We start from the raw sequence: 22,905 nt of genomic DNA, 5'->3' as shown, positions 1-22,905 counted from the left end.
ACAGCTTCCAACCATCAGACCGCAATGGTTGAACTATCGGGATCACCATTCACTATTCATCATTTACTATCCACATCAATGAGCAATAAAAAATTACATCCCGCTACATTAGCCGTTCGCGCACAAATGGAGCGCAGCGCGCAAATGGAGCATTCCGCCCCTCTTTACCTGACCAGCAGTTTTGCGTTCAACTCTTCAGAGGATATGCGCGCAGCGTTCGCAGATGAGATCGAAGCCAATATTTACAGCCGTTACAGTAACCCCAACGTAGATGAGTTTGCTCATAAAATGGCGTTGCTGGAAAAAGCAGAAGCCGGTTTTGCAGTGGCCAGCGGCATGGCGGCTGTTTCCATGTCCTTTTTTGCCCTGCTGAAGGCCGGGGATCACCTGCTTTGCTGCCGTTCTATGTTTGGCGGTACCAATACGGTGGTTACCAAGTTCCTGCCGCGCTTTGGCATTGAATATACCCTTGTTTCCGCCAATGATATCGCGTCCTGGGAGTCGGCGATCCGGCCAAACACAAAAATGATCTACCTGGAAACGCCCACCAACCCCCAGCTGGAATTGATCGACCTGGAAGCAATTGGCCTGCTGGCCCGCAAGCACGGGATCATTTACAACGTGGATAATTGTTTTGCCACACCGGTGCTGCAAACCCCGGTTGATTTCGGTGCCGACCTGGTGATCCATTCCGCCACCAAGTGGCTCGATGGGCAGGGCCGTGTTCTGGGAGGTGTTGTGGTGGGCAAAAAGGAGCTGATCCACGATATTTACCTTTTTTGCCGCAACACGGGGCCCGCACTCTCCCCTTTCAATTCCTGGGTACTCTCCAAAAGCCTGGAAACGCTGGACGTGCGCATCCAACGGCACTCGGAAAACGCACTGGCAGTGGCCAGGCATTTTGAAAACCATCCCAAATTAAAATGGGTAAAATATCCCTTCCTGCCCTCGCACCCGCAATATGAAATTGCGCTAAAACAAATGAAAGCCGGCGGGGGAATCGTTTGTTTTGAACTGAGCGGAGGGCTCGAAAGCGGGCGCCGGTTTATGGATGCCCTGGAGCTGTTGTCGCTGACCCCCAACCTGGGCGATTCCCGCAGCATTGCCTCCCACCCTGCCAGCACAACCCACTCAAAAGTGCCACCGGCCGATCAGCTGGCTGTGGGCATTACACCCGGTCTGATCCGGATATCTGTAGGATTGGAATATGTGGGTGACATCATTGATGATATAGAGCAGGCATTGGAAAAGGCGTAGACAGATCTGTGATCCGGGAATCGGGGATCGGGATTAGAGCCCTGTTCGTTATCGCGTTTGCGCCAGGTTCATTTTCAGCATCAGAAAGCTCCGAGGTGACACTGATCTTTTTCTCAAACACTGGCAACTGATAACCACCTGTAATATTGCAATGTTGTACCGGCTGGCGTATGGGACTACCGCCGCGCTGCGGCTGGAAGATCTGTCCGGCGCTCGAGGTTAAAAAGACCGCCACTTTGTATGTTCCCTGCCTTTATTGGATACGATGAACAGATCAGCGGATATCCAGGGGGCACCCTGAACAGATTTTTTCAATCGTGACGCGCATTGAGTAACTATTGGAACAGGATCTATGAATGGAGACCGGACAATACCATCTTGAGTCCCAGAAGCTGTTTAAAGATAAAATTTTGATGCTCCCTATAAGCGCCATCCGGCGCGTAGTTGTCGTTAAAGCCGCGCTTTAGCACGGCTTTAACGAAGCCTAATTTCATAAGTGCCGTCGGCACGGATCATTATGCCCCGAGCCCATGGCTCTCTGTTGCTCTTTTGGACGTATAAACGGGTTGAAACCCGTTCTTGCCGGATCTTCCGAGGCCATGCCTCTTTTGCTAAAATGATCGTTGAACCCCGCTTTTTACAGATGGCGGCTACAGTAAAGCCCAAAGTAGCGGCGATAAAAAGCCCATATCTTTTTTGTGACGATAAGGATGCTCCCGGATCGTTTCTAAACAGTTTCCCAGAAGCTGTATGCTCAATTCTTTACATCATCATCTTTACCACCATTTCTTTCAACAGGGCCTCGTCTTCGATCCTGGTGGCATTGATGCCAATGCTTCTTAAATTATACTGGTGCAGCAGGAGCAATACTTTTTCAACGCCCTCATATCCATAGGTATGGGAAGCCTGTGAATAATTTTTGAAAAAGAACCCGTTCACCCCGATCTGCCGGGCGATAGCATCTTCCGGACCGGAAGCGCCAAATATCATAAATACCTTGCTAAAAAAAGCGTAAAGGGAAGGCAGCACCAGCTGGATGGGAGCCGCCTTGGGATTATCGCCAAAATAACGGATCACCCGTACGGCTTTAACCAGATCCTTGGCAGCTACTGCGCTCTGCAGCTCAAAAATATTAAAGTCCTTACTGATCCCTACAAAGTTCTCTACATCTTCTTCAGTGATCGTCTTTCTTGTTTTCAGGTTGATCAGGATCTTCTGGATCTCATTTTCGATACGAGCCAGGTCATTTCCGATATGATCTACCAGCAGCATCGTTGCCTTGGGCGATATGGTGTACTCCAGTCGGGTTACATAGGTATTCACCCACTCCGGCAATGCGCTGTCATAGATCTTTTTTGTACTCAGGAACTCAGCGCGTTCCTTTACCAGTTTTGCAAATTTTGTACGTGCGTCTAACTTCTTTTCTTTGTAAGCCACTATAAAGATCGTGGAGCTCAGGGGCAGATTAAAATACGCCTCCAGTTTATCCATTTCTCTCAGCTGCTGCGCCTCCTTAAGGATCACTACCTGTTTGTCTGAGAACATGGGGTACTTACGGCAGGCGTTTATAATATCGGCCCAGGCAGCATCCCTTCCATAAAATATGGTCAGGTTGAAAGAAGCTTCACTTTCTGTGAGGATATGTGCCTCTGCATAATCAACCAGCTGATCGATATAATAATCCTCCTCTCCCTCGAGCCAATAAATTGGTTTGTAGATCTTTTTCTTCCATTCACCGAGAATTTTTTCCACGCTCATAAGTTGCAAGATAGGGTTTTTAACAATTTGTAAATATTATATAAATACGTATGTGTCCCCGGGAAAAAAGTCGTTTGGCATAATTTGTGTTTAGAATCATAAATGGCGCCCAATACATATTTATTTTTTATATATACTGTTGGCACTTAGAGTTCATACACTATAAAAAACTATTTTAAATTTTGATTATGGCAAATACGAATTACCCGTCAGCTTCTTCGCAAACAACCGGTTCTCCTTCCAGTTCTCCAAACGGTAATAATACCGGCAGAAATGTGTTAATCGGTTTATTGGTTGCTGCATTGCTGGGCACCTGGGGTTATATCCTTTGGAGCAAAAATGCGCCCGGTGGTACCGGCAGTTCTCAAACAACCAATACGGAAGTAGCTACCGCAATGTCCGAGTCGGATTCCCTGCGACAAATGTTTAACCTTGCGGAAATGCGCCTGGACTCTATTACCGGGGCAAACAACAGTTTACAGGGCGAAAAGACCGCGCTTCAGAAAGAAATTGAAGACCGTAAATCGGAGATCACCCGGATCCTTAATGATAAAAATGCTACCGCCTCTGACCTTCAGAGAGCCCGTCATCTAATTGGCGAATTAAATGGCCAGATCGGCCGGCTGGAAGTTCAGGTAGCACAGCTGAAAGGAGAAAACATGGAGTTGACAGCCAGGAACACACATCTCACCGCGGAGAAAGATATCCTGAGTCAGAACCTGGATACAAGAACCAAGGAAAACGATGACCTGGCAAGCACTGTAGATGTGGGCAGCACGCTTTCAGCATCCGGAATGTCCATTACCCCGTATAAAGAAAAACGGAATGGCAAAGAAAAGCAAACCAACTTTGCCCGCAAGGTTGATAAGCTGCGCGTTGCTTTCAATGTTGAGAACAGGATCACCACTTCCGGGCCCGCTGATCTTTATGTAGTGGTTACAGATCCGAAAGGCCAGGTTGTTCAGAACACAGAGCTGTCTTCCGGTTCCATGACCACCCGTCAGGACGGCGATCGTAACTTTACGGCGAAAGTACCTGTTGAATATGAGCAGGGAACCCGTAAAGGTGTAACGTTCCCCATTCGGAACCCGGAAGGATTCATACACGGTGATTATAAAATCGAAGTATATCATAACGGATTTAAGATTGGCGAAGGCATCCGTAGCCTGAGGAAAGGGATCTTTGGTTAATCGCCAGCCGCCAAGATCATATAAAGCTGTCCCGTTTCCGGGGCAGCTTTTTTAATTGGAGGAACATTCGTGTGAGTTCCACGCAATGATGCAACGTTTTCATACGACGGCGCAAAGGAGCGGTGAACGCGGCGTTGCCGTTGCCGGCGGGTCCGGAGAACGGGAATGGGCTTCAGTGTTGCAGCGCTTCTGTGGCCGTTGCACACAACGCAAAGCCTGCACGCAGCGGCGCTGTTAAAGATTATACCCCAGGCTGATATAATACAATCCTCCTACCATGGGATTTCCAAAAGCACTGGAATAGTATTTATTCAGCAAATTAGATGCTCCCAGCTTGATGCTGGTGTTGATCCGGCTCATTTTGTAAGAAACCTGCCCGTCTAAAGTGCCATATGCCGGTACCGGTCCGGATCCAAAGGTTCCTTCCCAATTTACCTTGTCCTGCCAGCGATAGATCAGATTGAACCCGACATTCTTTACTACATTCTCATTTGCCAGGCTTACATTGAACCGGTACTTCGGTGTATTAAAGAAAGAGATAAAACCTGCGGGCACATCCTTTAACTGATCGCTGGATAAGTTCCCGCCCAAAACGTATCCCTTACGAAAGCGGTATTCAAACCCCAACCCCCAGCCATAGGAGGTTACGGCTACATCCGTATTGGTAACAAAGGAATAATTGGTGGAAGTAAACGGGCTGGCAAGATCCGCTGCGGCTCTTGCAGGGTCGCCGCTGCTGCCCCTTGCTACCGCAACCCGGGCAATAAAATCTTTAAACTCACTCCGGTATCCATAAACGTCGATCAATAATTCTTTGGTCACCAATCCCCGATATCCCAGTTCAAAGGAACTCATGCGCTCGGGCTTTACCGAGGTGAACTGCGCCATCTTTAATAAGGTGGGGTCAGGAGCTCCGGATGCAATCGAACTCCGGTAAGCAGCCACGCTTTCCGATGTATAAACCGGGTTGGTATTAAACTGGAAATAATCCACAAAACTGGGATCGCCTCCAATAAGCCGGCTGCCCGGGGTATTCAGGTTGATCCACTGATCCTGCGTTGAAGGAAAACGGTAGGCTGTCTGGAACGAAAAACGGATATTATTATCCCGGGCCACACGCACTACGGCACTGGCCCTTGGTGTAAACCGTTCTTTATAACCATCCCGTTTATCGAAACGCACGGAACCGGTAAGTTTCAGCACATCATTCAGCAACTGTTTTTGTAATTGCACATAACCGCCATACTCGTTTATTTTTATGCGGCCTGTTGTATCTGCAAAAATGGTTCCTTCCGAATTCAGCGAGTACACCCGGTAAGATGCGCCCAGAATGGTTTCCACAAATTTTATTTGTTCTGAAAGATTCAGCTGACCTTCATAATGGAACAGGTCCGACTTATCGGCAAATTTTGCCCCGCCATCTTTGATGCTTGTATTTTTAGCCCTGACCAGGGCGCTGTCGTAAGCCGCCGTACCAGGCAAATACCTGCCGGCATCGGCCGCGCCCCTTGCGGCAGCATGAGCCGCCTCCTCCGAAGCACCCTGCAACCGGGCTGCGGAATAGGTTCCGGAGTACAATCCGAACCAATCCGCATCAGAGCGCCATTGCCGGTTCAGATAGAGGGCAGCCGTTGTTGCCGTATAGGAATCACCGGAATTTTCCTGGGTCGTGTAAGCCCTCAGGAACCAGTTTTTTCCTTTTAATTCGGCTTTATACTGTCCGATCTTAAAGTTCAGCAGCGAATAACGGTCTGCGCCGGTATAAACCGTGGTTCCCATCCCCCAGTATCCCAGTAACGAAGCTTCGATATTATCGGTGATCTTGTAATACAATCCCCCGGAGGTCTTCAGGCTGTATGCATCATAATTTACAAGATCTTTTTCGTTATAGCCCGTGCGGCTCACCAGTTGCCCGCCGTACACATTATTCCGCAATCCAAAATAAAACGGTACCAGGTTGGTAGCCCCTGGCTGTAAAGCGGCAGGCAATCCTGCGATCAATGTCCCGATCTGTGTGGGTGAGGCATCTGCCGGAAGCGTGTTAAAAAGGTTCACAATGTCTACCGCACCACCGGTAGCCTGCAGCATTGCAGCCCTTGTTTGCGCCTGGTAAACCTGCGCAATACTGGCCATGCTGGCACTTGCCTCATCCCCAAAAACATTTACACCATCATAGTTGGGATCATTTGATCTTGTTCCACCCGGCTTTAAGGAGCTGATCACATTATTACGATTCAGATCGCGGGTATCATTGGCTACCCAGTCATGCGCCTTCATATAAGATGCGGATAATTTAAATGCAAACCGCTGACCGATTTGCTGCCCCCACCTGACCGACCAGTCGTAAAGCGGTTTGGCCTTGCTTTCGGGATCGGCGATATGCATGATCCCCTGTTTGATGTTTACACTTAGTCCCTGGTATTTGAATGGATTTTTACTCGTCATCAACAATGTTCCATTCATGCCGCCCGAACCATAGAGCGCAGAAGACGCTCCGGACAACAATTCTACATTGTCCACATCCATCTCCGTCATTCCCACTACATTGCCCACCGAAAAGTTTAAAGCCGGCGCCTGATTATCCATGCCGTCAACCAGCTGGTTAAATCTCAGGTTTCCGCTGCCATTAAACCCCCTTGTACTGATGGTTCTGAATGTTAAGCTGGAAGTGGTCAGATCCACTCCCTTTACATTGGACAAGGCCTCATAAAAATTGGGGGCAGCCATGTTCCGGATGGCGGAGCTGTTGATCCGGTCGATGGTCACGGGCGACTCCAGGATCCGCTCTGCTACCCGGCTGGCGGAAACGACAACCTCCTGTCCCAGATCGCTCCGGGGCTCCAGGGATATCGATACAGGAGCAGCGTCTGTAACCGCGACCTCCCGGGTCACGTAGCCAATTGAAGAGACAATCAGATTGACGGGATAGCTGGCGGCTTTCAGTTCAAAATTTCCGTTGGGCCTGGAATAGGTGCCTGTTACACTTCCGGAAACAACGACCGAAGCGGCATTGACCGCTTCCCCCGTTTCGCTGTTTTTAATGGTTCCGGATACAGAAACAGATATCTGAGCAAAACTTCCCGTAACCAACAATAAAATCAGAGATGCAGCAAATGACAGGCGAATAGTGAAGCTCATAAATTTCAAGGTTTAGTTATTTCAATGTTAAAATAACATTTGTTAGTTAAAAATAAAAATTTAATTTTTAACGAGAAAAAGGGTTCCTGAAATTTTTCCGGTCAACCCGCTGTTCATAACCAAAGCCTGATTATTTTCGCAGCATGTCAAATTTTAATTTTCCTGGTCAAACCGCTTTTTATAAAGGCAAAGTGAGAGATGTGTACACGATCAATAACGATCTGCTGGTCATGATCGCTTCGGATCGTATTTCGGCCTTTGATGTGATCCTGCCCCGTCCTATTCCTTTTAAGGGACAGGTACTGAACCAGATCGCTGCATTCATGCTGCAGGCCACCAAAGATATTTGTCCCAACTGGCTGCAACAGGTTCCCGCCCCTAACGCCTCTATTGGCATCCGGTGCGTTCCTTTCAAAATAGAAATGGTGGTACGGGGTCATTTGACCGGCCATGCCTGGAGAACGTACCAGTCCGGGAAACGGGAACTATGCGGTGTGCCGTTGCCGGAAGGGATGAAAGGGAACGAAGCCTTTCCGGCCCCCATCATCACCCCCAGCACCAAGGCCGATGAAGGACATGATGAAGATATCAGTAAGGAGGAGATCGTCCGCCAGGGGCTGGCCACAGAAGCCGAGTGGAATGAGCTGGAAAGGCTGGCCTTTGCGCTTTTTAAACGCGGACAGGAGCTGGCGGCCAGGCAGGGATTGATCCTGGTAGATACCAAATATGAGTTTGGTAAAAAGGACGGCGGGATCATCCTGATGGATGAGATCCATACGCCCGATAGCTCCCGGTACTTTTATGCCGATGGCTTTGGCGAACGGCTTGCAGCTGGTGAGAAACAAAAACAACTCAGTAAAGAATTTGTACGGGAATGGCTGATCGCTAACAATTTTATGGGCAAGGAGGGACAGACCGTGCCTGAAATGAGCGACGAGTGGATTGGGACCATCTCTAACCGCTACATAGAGCTCTATGAAAAGGTGATCGGGACCGCGTTTCAGCCGGAGCCGGTGAGCGATGAAGAATTATACAACCGCATTGTGGAAGCGCTGAAGGCTTAAGAGACCGTAGCCGCATTTCCACGATGTCTCTCTGAGGAGCCGTTACAGCCGGATACATTCCCCGCGGTGTCTTCCGCAAGAGACGCCGGGGAATGAGTAACCGGATGGACATCAGCCTGGATTTTTCTTTTCCGGGGCCCTTTCAGGAGACCCGGGAAAGAAGTAAATTTCAGAAAGCTAAAACAGGATGGTTTCGCTGCCGGTAAAAATTTCCAATGATTGTTTTTCGCTGGCTTCTACCCTGCCGATCACCCGGGCATCCACGCCCAGCGCCGTTGCCACACCAATAATGGTGTCCGCATCTTTTTCGTTGGTATAGATCTCCATCCGCGTTCCCATATTGAACACCTGGTACATTTCCCGTGCATCTGCCCCACTGGCTTTTTGGATGATATCAAAAATGACCGGAGGGGTAAATAGTTGATCTTTAATGACCTTCACCTGGTCAGGTACATATTTCATGCACTTGGTCTGCCCGCCCCCACTGCAATGGATCAGCCCGTTAATAGCATCAAAATGCTGCTCCAGCAATACTTTCAGCACAGGGGCAAAAGTTCGGGTGGGGCTTAACAGCAGTTTTCCGATCGTTGTCTGGCCGTTGCCTGTGTCAACAGTATCCGTCATCCGGTGCGGGCCAATATATACCACGTCATCCGGCAAACCGGGCTCAAAGGTCTCGGGATATTTTTGACCGTACTCTTTTTTCAGTACATCGTGCCGGGCGCTGGTGAGTCCGTTGCTGGCCAGACCGCTGTTGTAATCCTGCTCGTAATGCGTTTTACCAAAAGATGCCAGTCCCACGATCACATTTCCCGGCTTTATTTTTTCATTGGTGACCAGCTTTTCCCGTGGCCAGCGGGCGGTCATCGTGCCATTTACGGCGATGGTGCGCACCACATCACCCACATCCGCCGTTTCACCTCCCATATAGGTAATATTGATCCCGAAGCTCCGCATGGTATCAAAAAAGGCCTGGCTTCCGTTGATCACTTCCGACAAAACTGCGGCGGGGATAACGGTCTTATTGCGGTCGATGGTAGAAGAAAACGCCAGCTGGTCATAGATCCCCACACATAAAAGATCATCCAGGTTCATGACGATAGCGTCCTGTGCAATACCGCTCCATACACTGACATCGCCGGTTTCCCTCCAATAGAGATAAGCCAGGATGCTCTTGGTTCCGGCGCCGTCTGCATGCATTACATTTGCCCAGCCGGCATCTCCAACCAGTACATCCGGGTAGATCTTGCAAAAAGCTTTTTCATAAAGACCTTTATCCAGCTTTTCGGTAGCGGCATGTACTTCTTCCTTCTGCGCGGAAACTCCTCTTTTGGAATACAACGACATTGATTAATCCTGTTGGTTAAGGCCGCTAAGATAAGACAGGATTTGATATTTGAGGTTTGAAGTTTGAAGTTTCAGAGCTAATTTTGCGCTTTATGCAAATTCACAGGAACATTGAGGCGCTGCCCGGATTTAAAAATGCCGTCATTACCATTGGAACCTTCGATGGAGTACACGAAGGCCACCGCAAAGTGATCCGCCAGCTTACCACACAGGCCCGCGCCGTAAACGGGGAATCCGTGATCATCACCTTCCACCCGCATCCCCGCAAAGTAGTGAACTCTTCGATTCTCGGGCTTCGCCTGATCAATACCCTTGATGAACGGATCGAGCTGCTGGATGCCCTTGATGTGGACCACCTGGTGATCATTCCGTTTACCGAGGTGTTTGCCAACCAGCTCCCCGAAGACTATCTCTGCAATTTCCTGATCGCTAAATTCAAACCGCACACCATCATCATTGGCTATGACCACCGGTTTGGCCGGGATCGCATGGGCGATTACAAGCTGCTGGAACAGCTTCAGCAAAAATACGATTACGCCCTGCAGGAGATCCCCAAGCACATCCTCGACAATATTTCCATCAGCTCTACCAAAATACGGGAAGCCATCCTCAAAGGCGATACCATCACCACCAACCATCTGCTGGGTTACGATTTCTTTTTTGAGGGAAAAGTAGTCCACGGAAACAAGCTGGGCCGCGAGCTGGGGTATCCTACAGCCAACCTGAAGATTACCGATGAGGAAAAGATCATACCCGGCAACGGGATCTACGCGGTGTACGTGACCCTCCTCGGGCTTCCGCAACGCTTTAAGGGCATGATGAGCATTGGTCTGCGTCCCACCGTTAATGGGACCAGTCGTACTGTGGAGGTGAACATTTTTGACTTTGACGCTTCGATCTATGAGCAAACCCTGCGCGTATCCGTAAAACAATTCCTGCGGGAAGAGGTCAAATTTGATTCGCTTGAGGCGCTGGTAAAACAGATCGACCAGGATAAGGTAGACAGCCTGATGGTATTGTAGCCTTTAGCAATCAGGTTGCACAACAACTGTCTGCCTGAATTATTTGAGGGATAAAGCATTGACAAGATTGAACTCCCCTTCAGCAATAGACTTCGTGTCGCCGTTAAATCCGTCAGGCACATCATAACCATAGATTGTTGAAGCGGAAAATGTACCTTTTATGCGGTACAGTCTTTTCCGGTTACTGTTCTCTTTGGTATCACCCAATTCAAAATCTGTAATGGTCACCGTTCCCACATCGGGCATCAGGGGCACATCTTCAACAATAGATTCAGGAAATAAGGAGCCATACTCCGCTTCTGTGCCGTTGATCGCATACACCCATACCGACGAGCCGCCTGCCTTCTGTAGTTTCCTGGGATCGGCAATTACCGGATAAGTCCCTTTCGGATTGGAGAACCGATCTTGGGGCAACTGTAATTCGATGGTGACGCCGTTGGGTTTCGTTCCTGTAAGCCCCACCAATTCAACCCGGAAAAACGGAGCTCCGGTATCCCCGTCCACTTCCGGGTTGGGCGACTCAACAAAGAACAAATGACCCGGCACATTTGTGGCGTTCCATTCAACACCATCAATTTTCATGTTGAAATATTGACGGTTCATGATCCCCGCATAGCACGGGCTTTCTTCGTCCTCCGGATCACATGGCTTATCCTTGGTACATGCGCTGAATAAGGAGACCATGAACAGCATTCCGGAAATACCCCTAACAATTTTTTTCATCTTTAAGTGTTTAAAAATTGAGGGCAAAATAGCGCGAAAGACCCTTTCTCCATTGTATAAAAGAGACAATCGATCTGAGATGAAATAAAAGAGGAGAATTAACCGAAGAGCTGTTGGAGTGACGCTTCCGGCGGAGAAGCGGAAACATTGCGTGATGGTGAATGGTATTCTACCGGTGTTTTACCGGAGTACCGCTTAAATTCACGTATGAAGTGACTTTGGTCGTGATAACCGAACTCCACTACAATATCCTGCCAATCCGGCTGTTTCGATATTCTGTCCAGATACATACAGACATTGTTGAAACGGCAGATATTGGCATATTGCTTGGGGGTAACGCCTATATAATTCAAAAAATAACGTTCAAACGTTTTCTTTGTGATAAAGTGATCCTGGCGTAGCCTGGAAACATCGTAACTCCTTTTTGCTTCCATTTGACGGATACTGCTGCTTAGCAGATAAATCTTTTCGCTGCTGCTCTGACGGGCTTTTTTTCTTTTAAGAAAATGCTCTATTGCATTAATACGTTCAGCAATACTTTCTTTATCGAGAATTTCTTCGTAGAGCAGATCGATCTTGCGATGCCACACATCACTGGCGTCAATGATCTCATCCGAAACATGTCTCATATCGATCCCGGTGATCCGGTACAGACCCAGGGGAGTAAATTTTACGCCCAGAATATCAATTCCGGAAGGATTACTTATAGAAACCCTTTTGGAAAGCGGCTGACCGATCAGATAGCAATTCTTATCCATCCGTAAGGACATTCCTTCGGATACGATATCTTCATATTGACCGCTGAGATTAAAGGTCATTGCCTGAAAAGTAGGCGTGTACATTTCCTGGATCAGTGATCGCTTCAAATAAGACCTCGAACGCCAGTAGAACTCGACGATATCTTCCAGTTCTTCACAGGGCCGGTATGTATTAAAAAAATTCACGGACTGCTATTGTATATACGGATTAAATATAATGAAAAAAGGGTTATGATCAGGATAGCCTGAGCACCCGGCTGTCTTGGCATGTGGGCGCCGATCATTTTTATCCTGCGCGGCGTCTCGCGCCGAACCACCAAAAACGGATATGGCGTAAGCAACATCAAACAAGATAATGGATCTATCTTCTTTAAAACAGGATGAGTGCAACTGTCAAGAATTTCTCAAATCCATTTTTTAACTCACGATTTTTCAGTTCGGTTGTTTTACCCAAAATAAGTTCAGCAGCTTTTTCATAGGACGTTAAAGAATTACCCTGCTCGTAGCCCAGCTCTTTAATTTTTAAAGTTATTGTTTGTTTAGTGAACTGAATACGATGCTTTACATATTATGCAAGTACGGTATATGGAAGATAATCTATTGCTTTATTTATGATGAGCCTATACATCATCAATCGCAAAAATCATTACTGTATAGTATAATCCTTTACATCCACTTCTGATAATCTGAAATATCCATAAGCGAAATTTGCAGAGTTGGTCTGATTGAGTATATTTCCTCTTACAGAACCTGGTGTGGTCGGAAAGGGGCCTGTATCAGCCCCAGAAGCAGCTAATAACTTTCTGAAATACTCATAATATCTTTTTGATATTCCATATATCTTGATATTTACTAAATCCCCGGCTTTTAAATCTTTATTAGAATAATAGACAGGAACTAAATTGCCTTGAGTATTCTCATCGTTCTCCGCCTCATATTCGGGGAATGCTACACGAGGATTTCTAACGCTGTACAGATAATTGTTTTGCAGTGTTGCATTATCATGATAATAATATGTGATTTCCACTTCGTCGCCACCCATTCCACCTTTATTATTTTGTTCGATGTTATTCTCAATATCTGGAACGCTCATCAACGTTTCAGTTGCGATGTAGCTTTCTCCATTTAAAGAAACGGTAAGCGTATAGGTTTCTCCGATGACTGGTTGAAAGTCGCTACAAATATATTCGCCTGTTCCGGGGTTTTCTATGAAGTGAAAAATTGTATTTGTTGAATTTGCAATCACTATATTTGCTCCCGAAACTGTTGGAAACTCATTGCTATAATATCCTGTCGTTGTGGTCAGTTTAATTTTTTGCTCATTGCCGGAAGTATTCTTTACCCAATCAATAGAGGCATCAACTGCCAATCTTGGCATTACGGTTTTCAAATCTGGTTCGATTACCTTTTCAGTACAGGAAACCAGGCAAATGCTCAATTGTATTATGAGATAAATTTTAAATATTTTCATTGTTCGATTTTATTAACTAAAATTTGAAATTGTAGGTTACACCCGGAATGATGCCGAAAATGGACATTTGTTTTGCTTCGCTGCGCCCTGTTTCGGTATTTTGACCAAACATGACAGATGCGGCATTGCTTCTGTTGTAAAGATTGTAAATACTAAACACCCATTCGCCTTTCCATCTTTTTTTGCTGTCGGGTTTTGGCGTCCACGTTGCCGATAAGTCTAAATGATGGTATGCCGGAATAGAGCTGCCGTTTCTTTCTCCATAATTAGCAATCGTAATGCCCTGGTATTGATATTTGCCGACTGGGTAAGTTGCGGCCTTTCCGGTTTGATAGGTGAAAATGCCGCCGAGGCTCCATTTTTTGGACAATTGAAAAGCGGCTGCAAGCGAAAGGCAGTGTGTTTTATCGTAGTTAGCCCTATACCACTCCCTGTTGTTTATGCCCGGTTCATCTGCACTCCTCCCTGGTGTTCTTTGTTCTGCTCTGGAAAGCGTATAAGCGAGCCAGCCAGTCAATTTTCCGGTATTTTTCTTTAGCATCACTTCCAAACCGTAAGCTCTTGCCTCTCCATTTAACAATACTTGTTCAATAGCTTTTTGAGCGATCAATTCGGCTCCGTCAATATAATCGGCTTTGTTTTTAATTTTCTTGTAAAATGTTTCTGCTTCTAAAGAATATTTTCCGCTATTGAAATTCCGGAAATATCCTAAAGCAAGTTGGTCCGAGATTTCAGGTTTCAAAGACCGGTCGCTTGGCGCCCAAATATCCAATGGGGAAACCGAAGCTGTGTTGGAAATTAAATGGATATATTGGCTCATTCGGTTATAACTCGCTTTCACGGATTGGTCATTATTAATAGCATAAGAAATTGCAAGACGAGGTTCTAAATTCCCAAAACCAGTAATTTTCTTGTTTTTACCATATTTAACAGTACCTGTTGGCGTTCCTGCTTCATAAATATGCAACTCAGAATTATACACCACTGCCTGGTTATTGGCATAAACATTTACTTCCTGTTCGCCTAATCTTTGGAAATTGCTATATCGAAGCCCGTAATTCAATGAAATTTCATCCGAAAGCTTTTGCTCCGCGCTAAGGTATATCGCATTTTCCCAACCGTATTTTTTCGCAAGCTGATCGGGATTGATGCCGGAAGACATACCAAAAGATTTTATTGTTCCGGGATTAAACTTGTAGTAAATGGAATTAACACCGTAACTCAAGTTCAGCTTATCCGATAAATAGTGTTTAAAGTCGTATTTGAAGTTGTAGTTCTTAATATCCGATTTCCAATCAATACCGACCATTTTTATTTTCAATCCGTAATCGTAATTGCTGTAAATAGCTGATACGTTGGAAAATAATTTATCGGAAAAAATATGGCTCCAACGTAAATTAACGAATGAATTTCCATAGTTGTTAATGAACACATTGTTGAAACTCATATTGTCTTTTCCCAAATATCCCGATAGGAATAAGTTATTTTTATCGTTCAATCTGTAATTTAATTTGGCATTCAAGTCATAGAAATATGCTGAATTTGGTTCGTCTGCCAGTTTCAGGAGCAAATGAGCATACGAACCTCTTCCTGCTATCACAAAAGAGCTTTTCTCCTTTACAATAGGCCCCTCTACCAATAATCTACTGGAAACGGCACCAAATCCGCCATTAACATGATACTCTTTATTGTTTCCCTCTTTTTGATAAATATCCAAAACAGAAGAAGTGCGTCCGCCGAAGTTGGCAGGTATTCCACCTTTATACAGTTTTAAATCTTTAATTACATCGGCGTTAAAGACCGAGATAAAGCCAAACAAGTGCGAGGTGTTATAAACAACAGCTTCATCTAATAGCACCAAATTGCCGTCAACCGAACCGCCCCTGACGTTAAAGCCGGTTGCCCCTTCCTGTGCACTTGAAACTCCCGGAAGTGTTAAAATAGATTTCAAGACATCAACTTCACCCATAACTGCCGGCATCTTTTTGATGGTGGCAATGGAAAGTTTGTTTACGCTCATTTCCGGCTTTCGGATATTGGTTGTCGAAGTATTAGCTGTAACCACTACTTCTTCCAAGGATTCGTCTCTTTCAGTCATTGAAAAATTTTTCTTGATGCTTTCCGTCAGAGAAATATGTTCCTCAATATTCTCAAGGCCCGAATAGCTGACTTCAATTGTATATTCTCCTTTGGGTAGGGTGATTGAATAAAAGCCATACGAATTAGTAACAGTACCAACATTCACTTCAGGGATAAAAATACTTGCACCGATGATTGTCTCGTTATCTAATTGGCTAGCAATTGTCCCGCTTAAAGTAAATCTTTCCTGTGAGTAAGCCGCGAATGAAATTGTTACAAACAGTAGCGAATAAAAGAGTTTGTATCTCATTGTTAAGATATAAGATGGATTACAATTTTGGTGGCTAAACTATTCTTTTATGGTACTGTAGTTTTGGGATTTATACCAAATGGGATGTTTTTTATAGCAAAATGTACCGTGTTACTACTAAAAAAGATCTCAGTTTTCGCTGTATTAGAGGTAATTCTCACTTTCGTATAAAAAATGGGTGCTTTGGTATAAAACGGATATAGCTCCTATTTTAAAGTTTAAATTTGTTTTGATGTCCGACTTAAATTATATCGCAATGAACGATTTTTCGCATAAACAGTCTATTAATGGGAATTGGGTATTCCAGTTTTTAATATCATCCAAATACAGGTTAGTCCGACATTTACTATTGATTATTTTAATCACTATAGTGCTATATAACAGTACTCCGGAAATTTCAAAGCCTACGCTGATTTTAATATTCTTTTTCCTATTGTTCTATGTCAATATGTATTTGTTGGTTCCGAAGTTGCTCTTTAAAAACAAAAATGTTCAATACTGCTTATCCGTTTTGGCTGTAATAATTATATCTGCTATTAGCGGCTACTTTTACAACTCCGCCACTAATGAAAACGGTTTGAACATTCCTCTTTTTTCTTTTTTGATCATGGTGCTTGTTGCAGCCTCGTCATCAGTAAAATTGTTTCAGAAATGGATGGTGGATAAGCAATTAATTGATGAACTGGAAAAGTCAAAGACCTATGCAGAATTAGAACAGCTAAAAAACCAAATTAACCCGCATTTTCTTTTTAATATGCTAAACAATGCCAATGTCTTGATCAAAAAAGACCCGGAGAAGGCATCGCAGGTTCTAATAAAGCTGAGTGATTTGCTGCGTTACCAGTTATACGACAGTGCAAGGGATAAAGTTTTCCTAACTTCTGATATTCATTTTCTGGAAGATTTTTTAAATCTGGAAAAAGTAAGACGGGATAGCTTTGATTTCCTGATTTCTAAAGAAGGTAATTTAGGCGGTGTACAGGTTCCTCCATTGCTATTTATTTCCTTTGTAGAAAATGCGGTTAAACACAATAACGACCCGGCTAAATTATCTTATGTACACCTTTTTTTTGATATTAGAAATAACGAGCTTTTCTTTAAATGTATTAATTCAAAACCCGCTTTGAAATCAGTTAACAATACCAACACCGGGGGGGTGGGGTTAGCAAACATCAGTCGAAGACTGGAACTATTGTTTCCGGCATCACATAGTTTGTCCATAGAAGATAACCAGGAAACATATTGTGTATCCTTGACCATAATATTATGACTTGTGGAAAAGACTACTCCATTGCACTAAAAAAAGGAAATTTGAATATTACAGGTGATTATTTCGTTATATATTATAAAGAGCGCAATTATGAATTGTATTATTATAGATGATGAACCTTTGGCAAGGGAAGCCATAGAGATGTTGATTGATCAAACTGGTAATTTAAACTTAACCGGTTCGTTCAATACCCCGAATGCTGCCGCCGATTTTATGGGAAGCAATATCGTTGAATTGATATTTCTTGATATACAAATGCCGGGAATTAATGGGATTGAATTTGCCCGAACCATCCCCAAAGCAACATTTGTGATTTTTACAACTGCTTATTCTGAATTTGCTACAGACAGCTACGAGGTAGATGCGATTGATTATCTGATAAAACCCATAAAATTCGAGCGTTTTCAAAAAGCAGTTGAAAAAGCCCTTACTTATTCAAAACTACTCAAAGCTAACGATGCCGATAACAATATAGGGCAGGTAACCGACGATTTTTTCTTTGTAAAAGCAGACCGCAGAATTTTCAAGGTCTATTTAAATAACATCCATTTTATACAGGGTTTAAAGGATTATGTGGTGATGCATACCGAAAATCAGAAAGTGATTACGGCAATGAATATCAAAACTATCCATGACCAATTACCGAAAGAAGTGTTTGTACGTGTGAGCAAGTCATATATTATTAATGTTAAACACATTGAGTCTGTGGATAATAATACGGTGTATATTGGTACTAATGAAATCCCTATCGGGAATATTTACAGGGATTTCTTTTTCACCGAATTTGTAACTAAAAACATTTTGAGTAGATAGCTTATGTATTTGGTGACAGGGCAACATGAACCGCTTAGTGAAAAAAAGATGTTTTTTGATGTTCGGGATATTCTTGATGGGAGGGCTAAGTTCGATGTCCCCCGAATTTTGAGTATTTGACGGCACATGACATCGGGTTCAAAGAGTAAATTCTGCGAGGAGCCTTATCTATCAGAATACCAGCAAATTACGGAACAAAAAAATGGGACAAGCTTTTCTTTTTAGACTTGTCCCATGAAGTGACCCCTCAGGGACTCGAACCCTGGGCCTACTGATTAAGAGTCAGTAGCTCTACCAACTGAGCTAAGGAGTCTGAAATCACCCGATCATTCTTTTGGGGTTGCAAATATAAGTGATTTATTTTGTCTGAGCAGAATCCGGTTTGGTAAAATCGATGACCATTTTATTTTCGCCGCAATTCAACATGGTTTTTCCATATTTCGGATCTTTATTTCCCAAATACGGATTCACAACCTCTTTTTTACTGCTCAGCCAGTTTGCCGGCCGCCCCTCTCCAAAGGCCATCGGGCATTCCTGCCAATATGCAGAAGCCTGGTCATATTTTACCGTCAGCAACAACATCCTCAGCGCATCCGACAGATCATTCAATGCATGCCGTCTTTCCGTCCAGTCCGTTGTACTTACAATAACACCGGTGTTGGTTTTTGCCATTTCCAGCGGATATTGAGCCGTTTGATAGATGGCGCTGTCCTGTTTGAGCTCTTCCGCTTTAAAATCGGTAAGCGCTGTTTGCAGGGTAAGCGCGGCCTTGCCAACCGACGCTGAATCCCAGTTCACAAACCCGTCCGTCATTACGTAATAGCTGGCAAGCACCGCATCCATGGAATGGTTGAACACATCGCTGTGTTTGCTCACGGCAATGGGCACCGGTTTTTCCCGGGGAGGTTTCTCCTTTTTTAATACAAATTGATAAACTACCAAAGCAGCGATTAAGACTGCGATCAGGATCAAAAGCTTTTTCATAAGAACCTATAATGTCATTTACTCGTTCGTATTAACTAAATTTGCAGGTTTCAAGAAGACAAAAATACTGATAAACAATCAATTATTTTAATTGAAGGGTAAAAATAGCAGCAAATATGTTGATCGGCTTACAGAATGTTACGTTTGAATTTGGCGCAAGAGTGATCGTAAAAGATGCCACCTGGCACATACAGCCCAATGAGCGCATCGGATTGATCGGCTACAACGGTACCGGCAAGTCTACCCTGTTGAAATTATTTGTCAACCAATATATGCCTTCTGCGGGTACGGTAGAACGCAGCAAAGAGACCACCATAGGTTATCTTCATCAGGACCTGCTGAGCTTCGATACCAATGAATCGATCCTGCAGGTAGCCATGGGCGCCTTTGAAAAGGTGCTGCAGCTCGAAAAAGAGATCGAAGCCCTGGGAAGGGAGCTTGAAAAGACCGGCGATGAAAAAACCCTGATCGATTATACGGACAAGCTTCATGAAATGGAGCTGCTGGGCGGCTACAACATCCAACATAAAAGCGAAGAAGTACTGCAGGGGCTGGGATTCTCCAATGCCGACCTGAACCGTCCTTATAAAGAGTTCAGCGGTGGCTGGCGGATGCGGGTGCTGCTGGCGAAAATGATCCTCGCCAAGCCTGACCTGCTGTTGCTGGATGAGCCAACCAACCACCTGGATCTGCCTTCCATCGAATGGCTGGAAAAATATCTGCAGCATTACCAGGGAGCGGTCGTCATCGTGAGCCACGATAAATTCTTCCTGAACCGTATGGTAACGAAGATCGTAGAGCTGTACCAGCGCGAACTGCATATTTATAATGGCAACTACGACTTTTACGAGAAGGAAAAAGCCGTAAGGATCGAAATGCAGCAAAAGGCATATGAAAACCAGCAGGACTATATCCGCCAGAACGAACGGCTGGTAGAGCGGTTCCGGGCCAAAGCCAGCAAGGCGGCCATGGCCCAGAGCATTATGAAAAAGCTGGACAAGCTGGACCGGATCGAGGACGTAGCCATTGAGCGCCCCGATCTGCGGATCAACTTCCGGGTGGATAAAGTACCCGGGCGGGTGCTGGTGGAGCTGGATCACCTGTCGAAAGCCTTTGGAGAGAACGTGATCCTCCGGGATGCAAAGGCCGAGATCGACCGGGGAGATAAGATCGCTCTTATCGGCGCCAACGGCAAAGGAAAATCTACCCTGCTGCGGATCATCGCCGATGCGGAATCCTACGCCGGAAACCGGAAATGGGGGCATAATGTGGAAGAAAGCTTCTACGCCCAGCACCAGCTGGAGGCCCTGGCCCTTGACCATACGATCCTGGAAGAGATGCGGGGCTGCGGCAGCCAGATGACGGACCTGGAACTGCGGGCACTGCTGGGCTGTTTTTTATTCAGTGGCGATGACACCGATAAAAAGATCCGCATCCTCAGCGGCGGTGAAAAAGCAAGGGTGGCATTGGCAAAGACCATCGTGAGCAAGGCCAATTTCCTGATGCTGGATGAGCCGACCAACCACCTGGACATGCACAGTGTAGACCTGCTGATCAACGCGCTGAAGCGGTACGAGGGTACAATGATCCTCGTAAGCCACGACCGTCATTTTATTTCCAAAACAGCCAACAAGATCTGGGAGATCGTTGACGGGCAGATCAAGGAATTTAAAGGGCCTTATGATGAATGGGTAGCCTGGAACGAACGGATGCGTAAAAACCAGGCAGCAGCAAAAACAGAAGCGGCAGCTTCAAAAAAAAAGCCGGTCGCAGCAGCACCGGTCCGTACGCCGGCACCGGCCGTTAATACCCCCATCAGCAAGGAGCACAAAAAAGAATTGCAGCGACAGCAGAAATTGTTTCAGCAAACGGAGGAAGCGCTGAATAAAAACAAGGCGGAGATGGCGCAGCTGGAAAAGGATCTGGCAAACCCTGATATCTATTCAGACAAGGACCGGTTCTTAAAAGCCGAGCAGGATTACACGCAGGCCTCCCGTGAAAATGAGCGGCTGGAAAAAGACTATGAAACCATTTTTACCCGGCTGATGGAGCTGGAGGAAGGGGATTAAAGTTCCCTTATTGTTCCCTGTTGACAGAGAAGCCCCCATTTTCAAATCTTCAAGTTTTCAAATTGCCAAATTATCCGGGCTTAAAAATTAAGAAATAAAAAACCTGCCCCTAAATTTTTTATATCGGATTTAACTTATATTCGTTGTAATTAAATTTCTTCACTAAAACCCGAATCAAATGAAAAAAGTTCTGGCCATGATTGCCATTGCTGCATTTGCTTTTGCGCTGCCTTCCTGCAAGGGAAAAAGCGATGCAGACATTAAAACGGAAGTAGATGCTAAACTGGCCGCAAATCCTGATTTTGCACAGCTCACTTCTGATGTTCAAGAAGGTGCCGTTACCATCTCAGGCACTGTAAAGGACGACGCTACCAAAACAGCAGTAGATCCTGCTGTAAAAGAAGTAAAAGGTGTAAAATCCGTTGTAAACAATGCGACCGTACCGGCCCCTCCTCCTCCCCCTGCCATCAATCCTGATGACCTGTTAAATACCGCCATCAAAGACGCGATCAAGGATCATCCGGGTGTACAGGCTGAAGTAAAAGATGGCGTGGTAACACTTACCGGCGAGATCAAAAAAGCAGATCTGGCTACTTTGATGCAGAAAGTGAATGCGATTCACCCCAAAAAAGTGGAACAAAAATTAACCGTAAAATAAAAGGAGGACCTTACTATGGCACTGGAAGAAAAATACAAAGCACTCATTGATGCGGCCAATACTGCCGGCGTCACTAACCTTGCAGTAAGAGAACAGGACGGCGTTTTATACATCGACGGCGATGCCCCCAGCGGAGCCGTAAAGGATCAGCTCTGGAGCATCTATGATCAGATTGATCCAAATTATACCAGCGGCGACCTGGTTTTAAATGTCAATGCCAGGGCCGAGGCCGGCTCCAAAGTGCGGGTGGCCACACAGGAAACCGCGCTGAACATCCGCAAAGGACCGGGTACCGACCAGCCAATCGTGGGCAAGGCTCAGAAAGATGAGATCATCACCTTGATCAGCCAGGCAAACGACCAATGGTCATCCGTACGTACCGATGATGGTACTGAAGGATATGCCTACTCGCAATACCTGGAGCCGGTTGCTTAACCGCCATCCGGGATCTTTTTAAGACCGCTCCCTTAACCGGGGCGGTTTTTTTTGGAAGATAGACCAGTTGGAAAATATGCCTGCTGGTCATGCAGACAGAAAACATCATTGTAAGGGCCAGATTGCCCGTCCGCGGCAATTCCATATAACAATCCAGCCGTTGCGCTTTTTATGCTTACTGATGGCACAGACTTTCACAGATTCGTATCGGATCATTTTAAGGCAGTGCCTGTCTGTGAAATCCATGAGATCCTTTTACATATAGCCGGCTGTTAGTGGCGGTGTTTTATATTAACGTGAGTTCGGCAATTAAGCGTTTAGTTATTAATATATTAGGGTTGGATATTGTACTAAAAACAAAAGTTCAGCTTTAAATTTGTAATTGAAACAAAAACTACAATCTAAATGCTGAACTAATGACAGATATAAAGTTAGTAGAAATCTTCGTTAGATGCGATGATTTTTACAAGGAGTTTGAGAAATTCCTGGATGCTAAGGGGCTTGAGTGCCCTTTAAAAAAAACTCGCTTCTAAAAGCTGTAGCATGTCGCCATCGGAGA

17 protein-coding genes and 1 tRNA gene are annotated in these 22,905 nt (G+C 45.3%); 9 read left to right on the top strand and 9 right to left on the bottom strand.

Features of this window, described 5'->3' with window-relative positions; all coding sequences use genetic code 11:
- The first annotated feature begins 78 nt into the window (after positions 1–78).
- A complete protein-coding gene (locus B160_RS0111430; protein ID WP_026309707.1) occupies positions 79–1,257 on the top strand; it encodes a trans-sulfuration enzyme family protein in 1,179 nt (392 codons plus the stop codon).
- A gap of 762 nt (positions 1,258–2,019) precedes the next feature.
- Here B160_RS0111430 and holA read toward each other — a convergent pair.
- Positions 2,020–3,015, bottom strand: coding sequence for a DNA polymerase III subunit delta (holA, locus tag B160_RS0111420; protein WP_018628047.1), 996 nt, complete (start codon positions 3,013–3,015; stop codon positions 2,020–2,022).
- 188 nt (positions 3,016–3,203) lie between these two features.
- On the opposite strand from holA, the gene B160_RS0111415 reads away from it, so the two are divergent.
- Entirely contained in the window at positions 3,204–4,205 is a 1,002-nt protein-coding gene (locus tag B160_RS0111415; RefSeq protein WP_018628046.1) for a hypothetical protein, read from the top strand.
- Positions 4,206–4,439: 234 nt separating this feature from the next.
- Here the strand turns inward: B160_RS0111415 and B160_RS0111410 are convergent, their stop codons facing one another.
- Complete coding sequence (locus B160_RS0111410) at positions 4,440–7,343, bottom strand: TonB-dependent receptor (protein ID WP_040679790.1); 2,904 nt, start codon at positions 7,341–7,343, stop codon at positions 4,440–4,442.
- A 143-nt stretch (positions 7,344–7,486) separates the two neighbouring features.
- Here B160_RS0111410 and B160_RS0111405 point away from each other — a divergent pair, with 143 nt between their 5' ends.
- A complete protein-coding gene (locus tag B160_RS0111405) occupies positions 7,487–8,407 on the top strand; it encodes a phosphoribosylaminoimidazolesuccinocarboxamide synthase (RefSeq protein WP_018628044.1) in 921 nt (306 codons plus the stop codon).
- Between the two features lie 177 nt (positions 8,408–8,584).
- On the opposite strand, the gene B160_RS0111400 is transcribed toward B160_RS0111405, so the two are convergent.
- Positions 8,585–9,754: an AIR synthase related protein gene (locus B160_RS0111400; RefSeq protein WP_018628043.1), complete on the bottom strand. Its 1,170-nt coding sequence runs from the start codon at positions 9,752–9,754 to the stop codon at positions 8,585–8,587.
- A 92-nt stretch (positions 9,755–9,846) separates the two neighbouring features.
- On the opposite strand from B160_RS0111400, the gene B160_RS0111395 reads away from it, so the two are divergent.
- Complete coding sequence (locus B160_RS0111395) at positions 9,847–10,776, top strand: bifunctional riboflavin kinase/FAD synthetase (protein ID WP_018628042.1); 930 nt, start codon at positions 9,847–9,849, stop codon at positions 10,774–10,776.
- Between the two features lie 39 nt (positions 10,777–10,815).
- Here the strand turns inward: B160_RS0111395 and B160_RS0111390 are convergent, their stop codons facing one another.
- The 4 genes from B160_RS0111390 to B160_RS0111375 form a co-directional block, all read right to left on the bottom strand.
- Positions 10,816–11,499 (bottom strand): hypothetical protein, encoded by a 684-nt coding sequence (locus B160_RS0111390; protein ID WP_018628041.1) that lies wholly within the window; start codon positions 11,497–11,499, stop codon positions 10,816–10,818.
- Between the two features lie 98 nt (positions 11,500–11,597).
- Positions 11,598–12,443 (bottom strand): helix-turn-helix domain-containing protein, encoded by an 846-nt coding sequence (locus tag B160_RS0111385; protein ID WP_040679789.1) that lies wholly within the window; start codon positions 12,441–12,443, stop codon positions 11,598–11,600.
- 460 nt (positions 12,444–12,903) lie between these two features.
- Positions 12,904–13,728 carry a DUF4249 family protein gene (locus B160_RS0111380; protein ID WP_018628039.1) on the bottom strand — a complete coding sequence of 275 codons (825 nt, stop codon included), beginning with the start codon at positions 13,726–13,728 and terminating at the stop codon, positions 12,904–12,906.
- Between the two features lie 16 nt (positions 13,729–13,744).
- On the bottom strand, positions 13,745–16,117 hold the full coding sequence (locus B160_RS0111375) for a TonB-dependent receptor (protein WP_018628038.1): 2,373 nt from the start codon (positions 16,115–16,117) through the stop codon (positions 13,745–13,747).
- A gap of 256 nt (positions 16,118–16,373) precedes the next feature.
- On the opposite strand from B160_RS0111375, the gene B160_RS0111370 reads away from it, so the two are divergent.
- Complete coding sequence (locus tag B160_RS0111370) at positions 16,374–17,387, top strand: sensor histidine kinase (protein WP_071597027.1); 1,014 nt, start codon at positions 16,374–16,376, stop codon at positions 17,385–17,387.
- A gap of 90 nt (positions 17,388–17,477) precedes the next feature.
- Positions 17,478–18,200 carry a LytR/AlgR family response regulator transcription factor gene (locus tag B160_RS0111365; protein WP_018628036.1) on the top strand — a complete coding sequence of 241 codons (723 nt, stop codon included), beginning with the start codon at positions 17,478–17,480 and terminating at the stop codon, positions 18,198–18,200.
- Positions 18,201–18,440: 240 nt separating this feature from the next.
- Here the strand turns inward: B160_RS0111365 and B160_RS0111355 are convergent.
- Together B160_RS0111355 and B160_RS0111350 are read right to left on the bottom strand one after the other, a co-directional pair.
- Positions 18,441–18,513, bottom strand: a tRNA-Lys gene (locus B160_RS0111355).
- Between the two features lie 44 nt (positions 18,514–18,557).
- The gene (locus B160_RS0111350; RefSeq protein WP_018628034.1) at positions 18,558–19,184 is read right to left on the bottom strand and encodes a DUF3347 domain-containing protein; all 627 of its coding nucleotides are present in this window, start codon (positions 19,182–19,184) and stop codon (positions 18,558–18,560) included.
- A 116-nt stretch (positions 19,185–19,300) separates the two neighbouring features.
- Here B160_RS0111350 and B160_RS0111345 point away from each other — a divergent pair, with 116 nt between their 5' ends.
- From B160_RS0111345 to B160_RS0111335, 3 genes are all read left to right on the top strand, one after another.
- A complete protein-coding gene (locus B160_RS0111345) occupies positions 19,301–21,253 on the top strand; it encodes an ABC-F family ATP-binding cassette domain-containing protein (RefSeq protein ID WP_018628033.1) in 1,953 nt (650 codons plus the stop codon).
- Positions 21,254–21,431: 178 nt separating this feature from the next.
- A complete protein-coding gene (locus B160_RS0111340; protein WP_018628032.1) occupies positions 21,432–21,911 on the top strand; it encodes a BON domain-containing protein in 480 nt (159 codons plus the stop codon).
- 15 nt (positions 21,912–21,926) lie between these two features.
- A complete protein-coding gene (locus B160_RS0111335) occupies positions 21,927–22,346 on the top strand; it encodes an SH3 domain-containing protein (RefSeq protein WP_018628031.1) in 420 nt (139 codons plus the stop codon).
- Positions 22,347–22,905 lie beyond the last annotated feature (559 nt).

This window comes from Niabella aurantiaca DSM 17617 (genome assembly GCF_000374125.1).
In the GTDB taxonomy this organism is placed as follows: Bacteria; Bacteroidota; Bacteroidia; order Chitinophagales; family Chitinophagaceae; genus Niabella; species Niabella aurantiaca.
Note: the sequence above shows the minus strand (reverse complement) of the source record. Positions and strands in the feature narration are given on the sequence as shown.

What these genes read in the sequence shown, in the direction of transcription:
- B160_RS0111340 (WP_018628032.1), top strand. Translation starts at nt 21,432, where the DNA reads ATGAAAAAAGTTCTGGCCATGATTGCCATTGCTGCATTTGCTTTTGCG.
- B160_RS0111335 (WP_018628031.1), top strand. Translation starts at nt 21,927, where the DNA reads ATGGCACTGGAAGAAAAATACAAAGCACTCATTGATGCGGCCAATACT.
- B160_RS0111405 (WP_018628044.1), top strand. Translation starts at nt 7,487, where the DNA reads ATGTCAAATTTTAATTTTCCTGGTCAAACCGCTTTTTATAAAGGCAAA.
- B160_RS0111380 (WP_018628039.1), bottom strand. Translation starts at nt 13,728, where the DNA reads ATGAAAATATTTAAAATTTATCTCATAATACAATTGAGCATTTGCCTG.
- B160_RS0111350 (WP_018628034.1), bottom strand. Translation starts at nt 19,184, where the DNA reads ATGAAAAAGCTTTTGATCCTGATCGCAGTCTTAATCGCTGCTTTGGTA.
- B160_RS0111390 (WP_018628041.1), bottom strand. Translation starts at nt 11,499, where the DNA reads ATGAAAAAAATTGTTAGGGGTATTTCCGGAATGCTGTTCATGGTCTCC.
- B160_RS0111410 (WP_040679790.1), bottom strand. Translation starts at nt 7,343, where the DNA reads ATGAGCTTCACTATTCGCCTGTCATTTGCTGCATCTCTGATTTTATTG.
- B160_RS0111400 (WP_018628043.1), bottom strand. Translation starts at nt 9,754, where the DNA reads ATGTCGTTGTATTCCAAAAGAGGAGTTTCCGCGCAGAAGGAAGAAGTA.
- B160_RS0111375 (WP_018628038.1), bottom strand. Translation starts at nt 16,117, where the DNA reads ATGAGATACAAACTCTTTTATTCGCTACTGTTTGTAACAATTTCATTC.
- holA (WP_018628047.1), bottom strand. Translation starts at nt 3,015, where the DNA reads ATGAGCGTGGAAAAAATTCTCGGTGAATGGAAGAAAAAGATCTACAAA.
- B160_RS0111345 (WP_018628033.1), top strand. Translation starts at nt 19,301, where the DNA reads ATGTTGATCGGCTTACAGAATGTTACGTTTGAATTTGGCGCAAGAGTG.
- B160_RS0111370 (WP_071597027.1), top strand. Translation starts at nt 16,374, where the DNA reads ATGAACGATTTTTCGCATAAACAGTCTATTAATGGGAATTGGGTATTC.
- B160_RS0111395 (WP_018628042.1), top strand. Translation starts at nt 9,847, where the DNA reads ATGCAAATTCACAGGAACATTGAGGCGCTGCCCGGATTTAAAAATGCC.
- B160_RS0111365 (WP_018628036.1), top strand. Translation starts at nt 17,478, where the DNA reads ATGAATTGTATTATTATAGATGATGAACCTTTGGCAAGGGAAGCCATA.
- B160_RS0111430 (WP_026309707.1), top strand. Translation starts at nt 79, where the DNA reads ATGAGCAATAAAAAATTACATCCCGCTACATTAGCCGTTCGCGCACAA.
- B160_RS0111415 (WP_018628046.1), top strand. Translation starts at nt 3,204, where the DNA reads ATGGCAAATACGAATTACCCGTCAGCTTCTTCGCAAACAACCGGTTCT.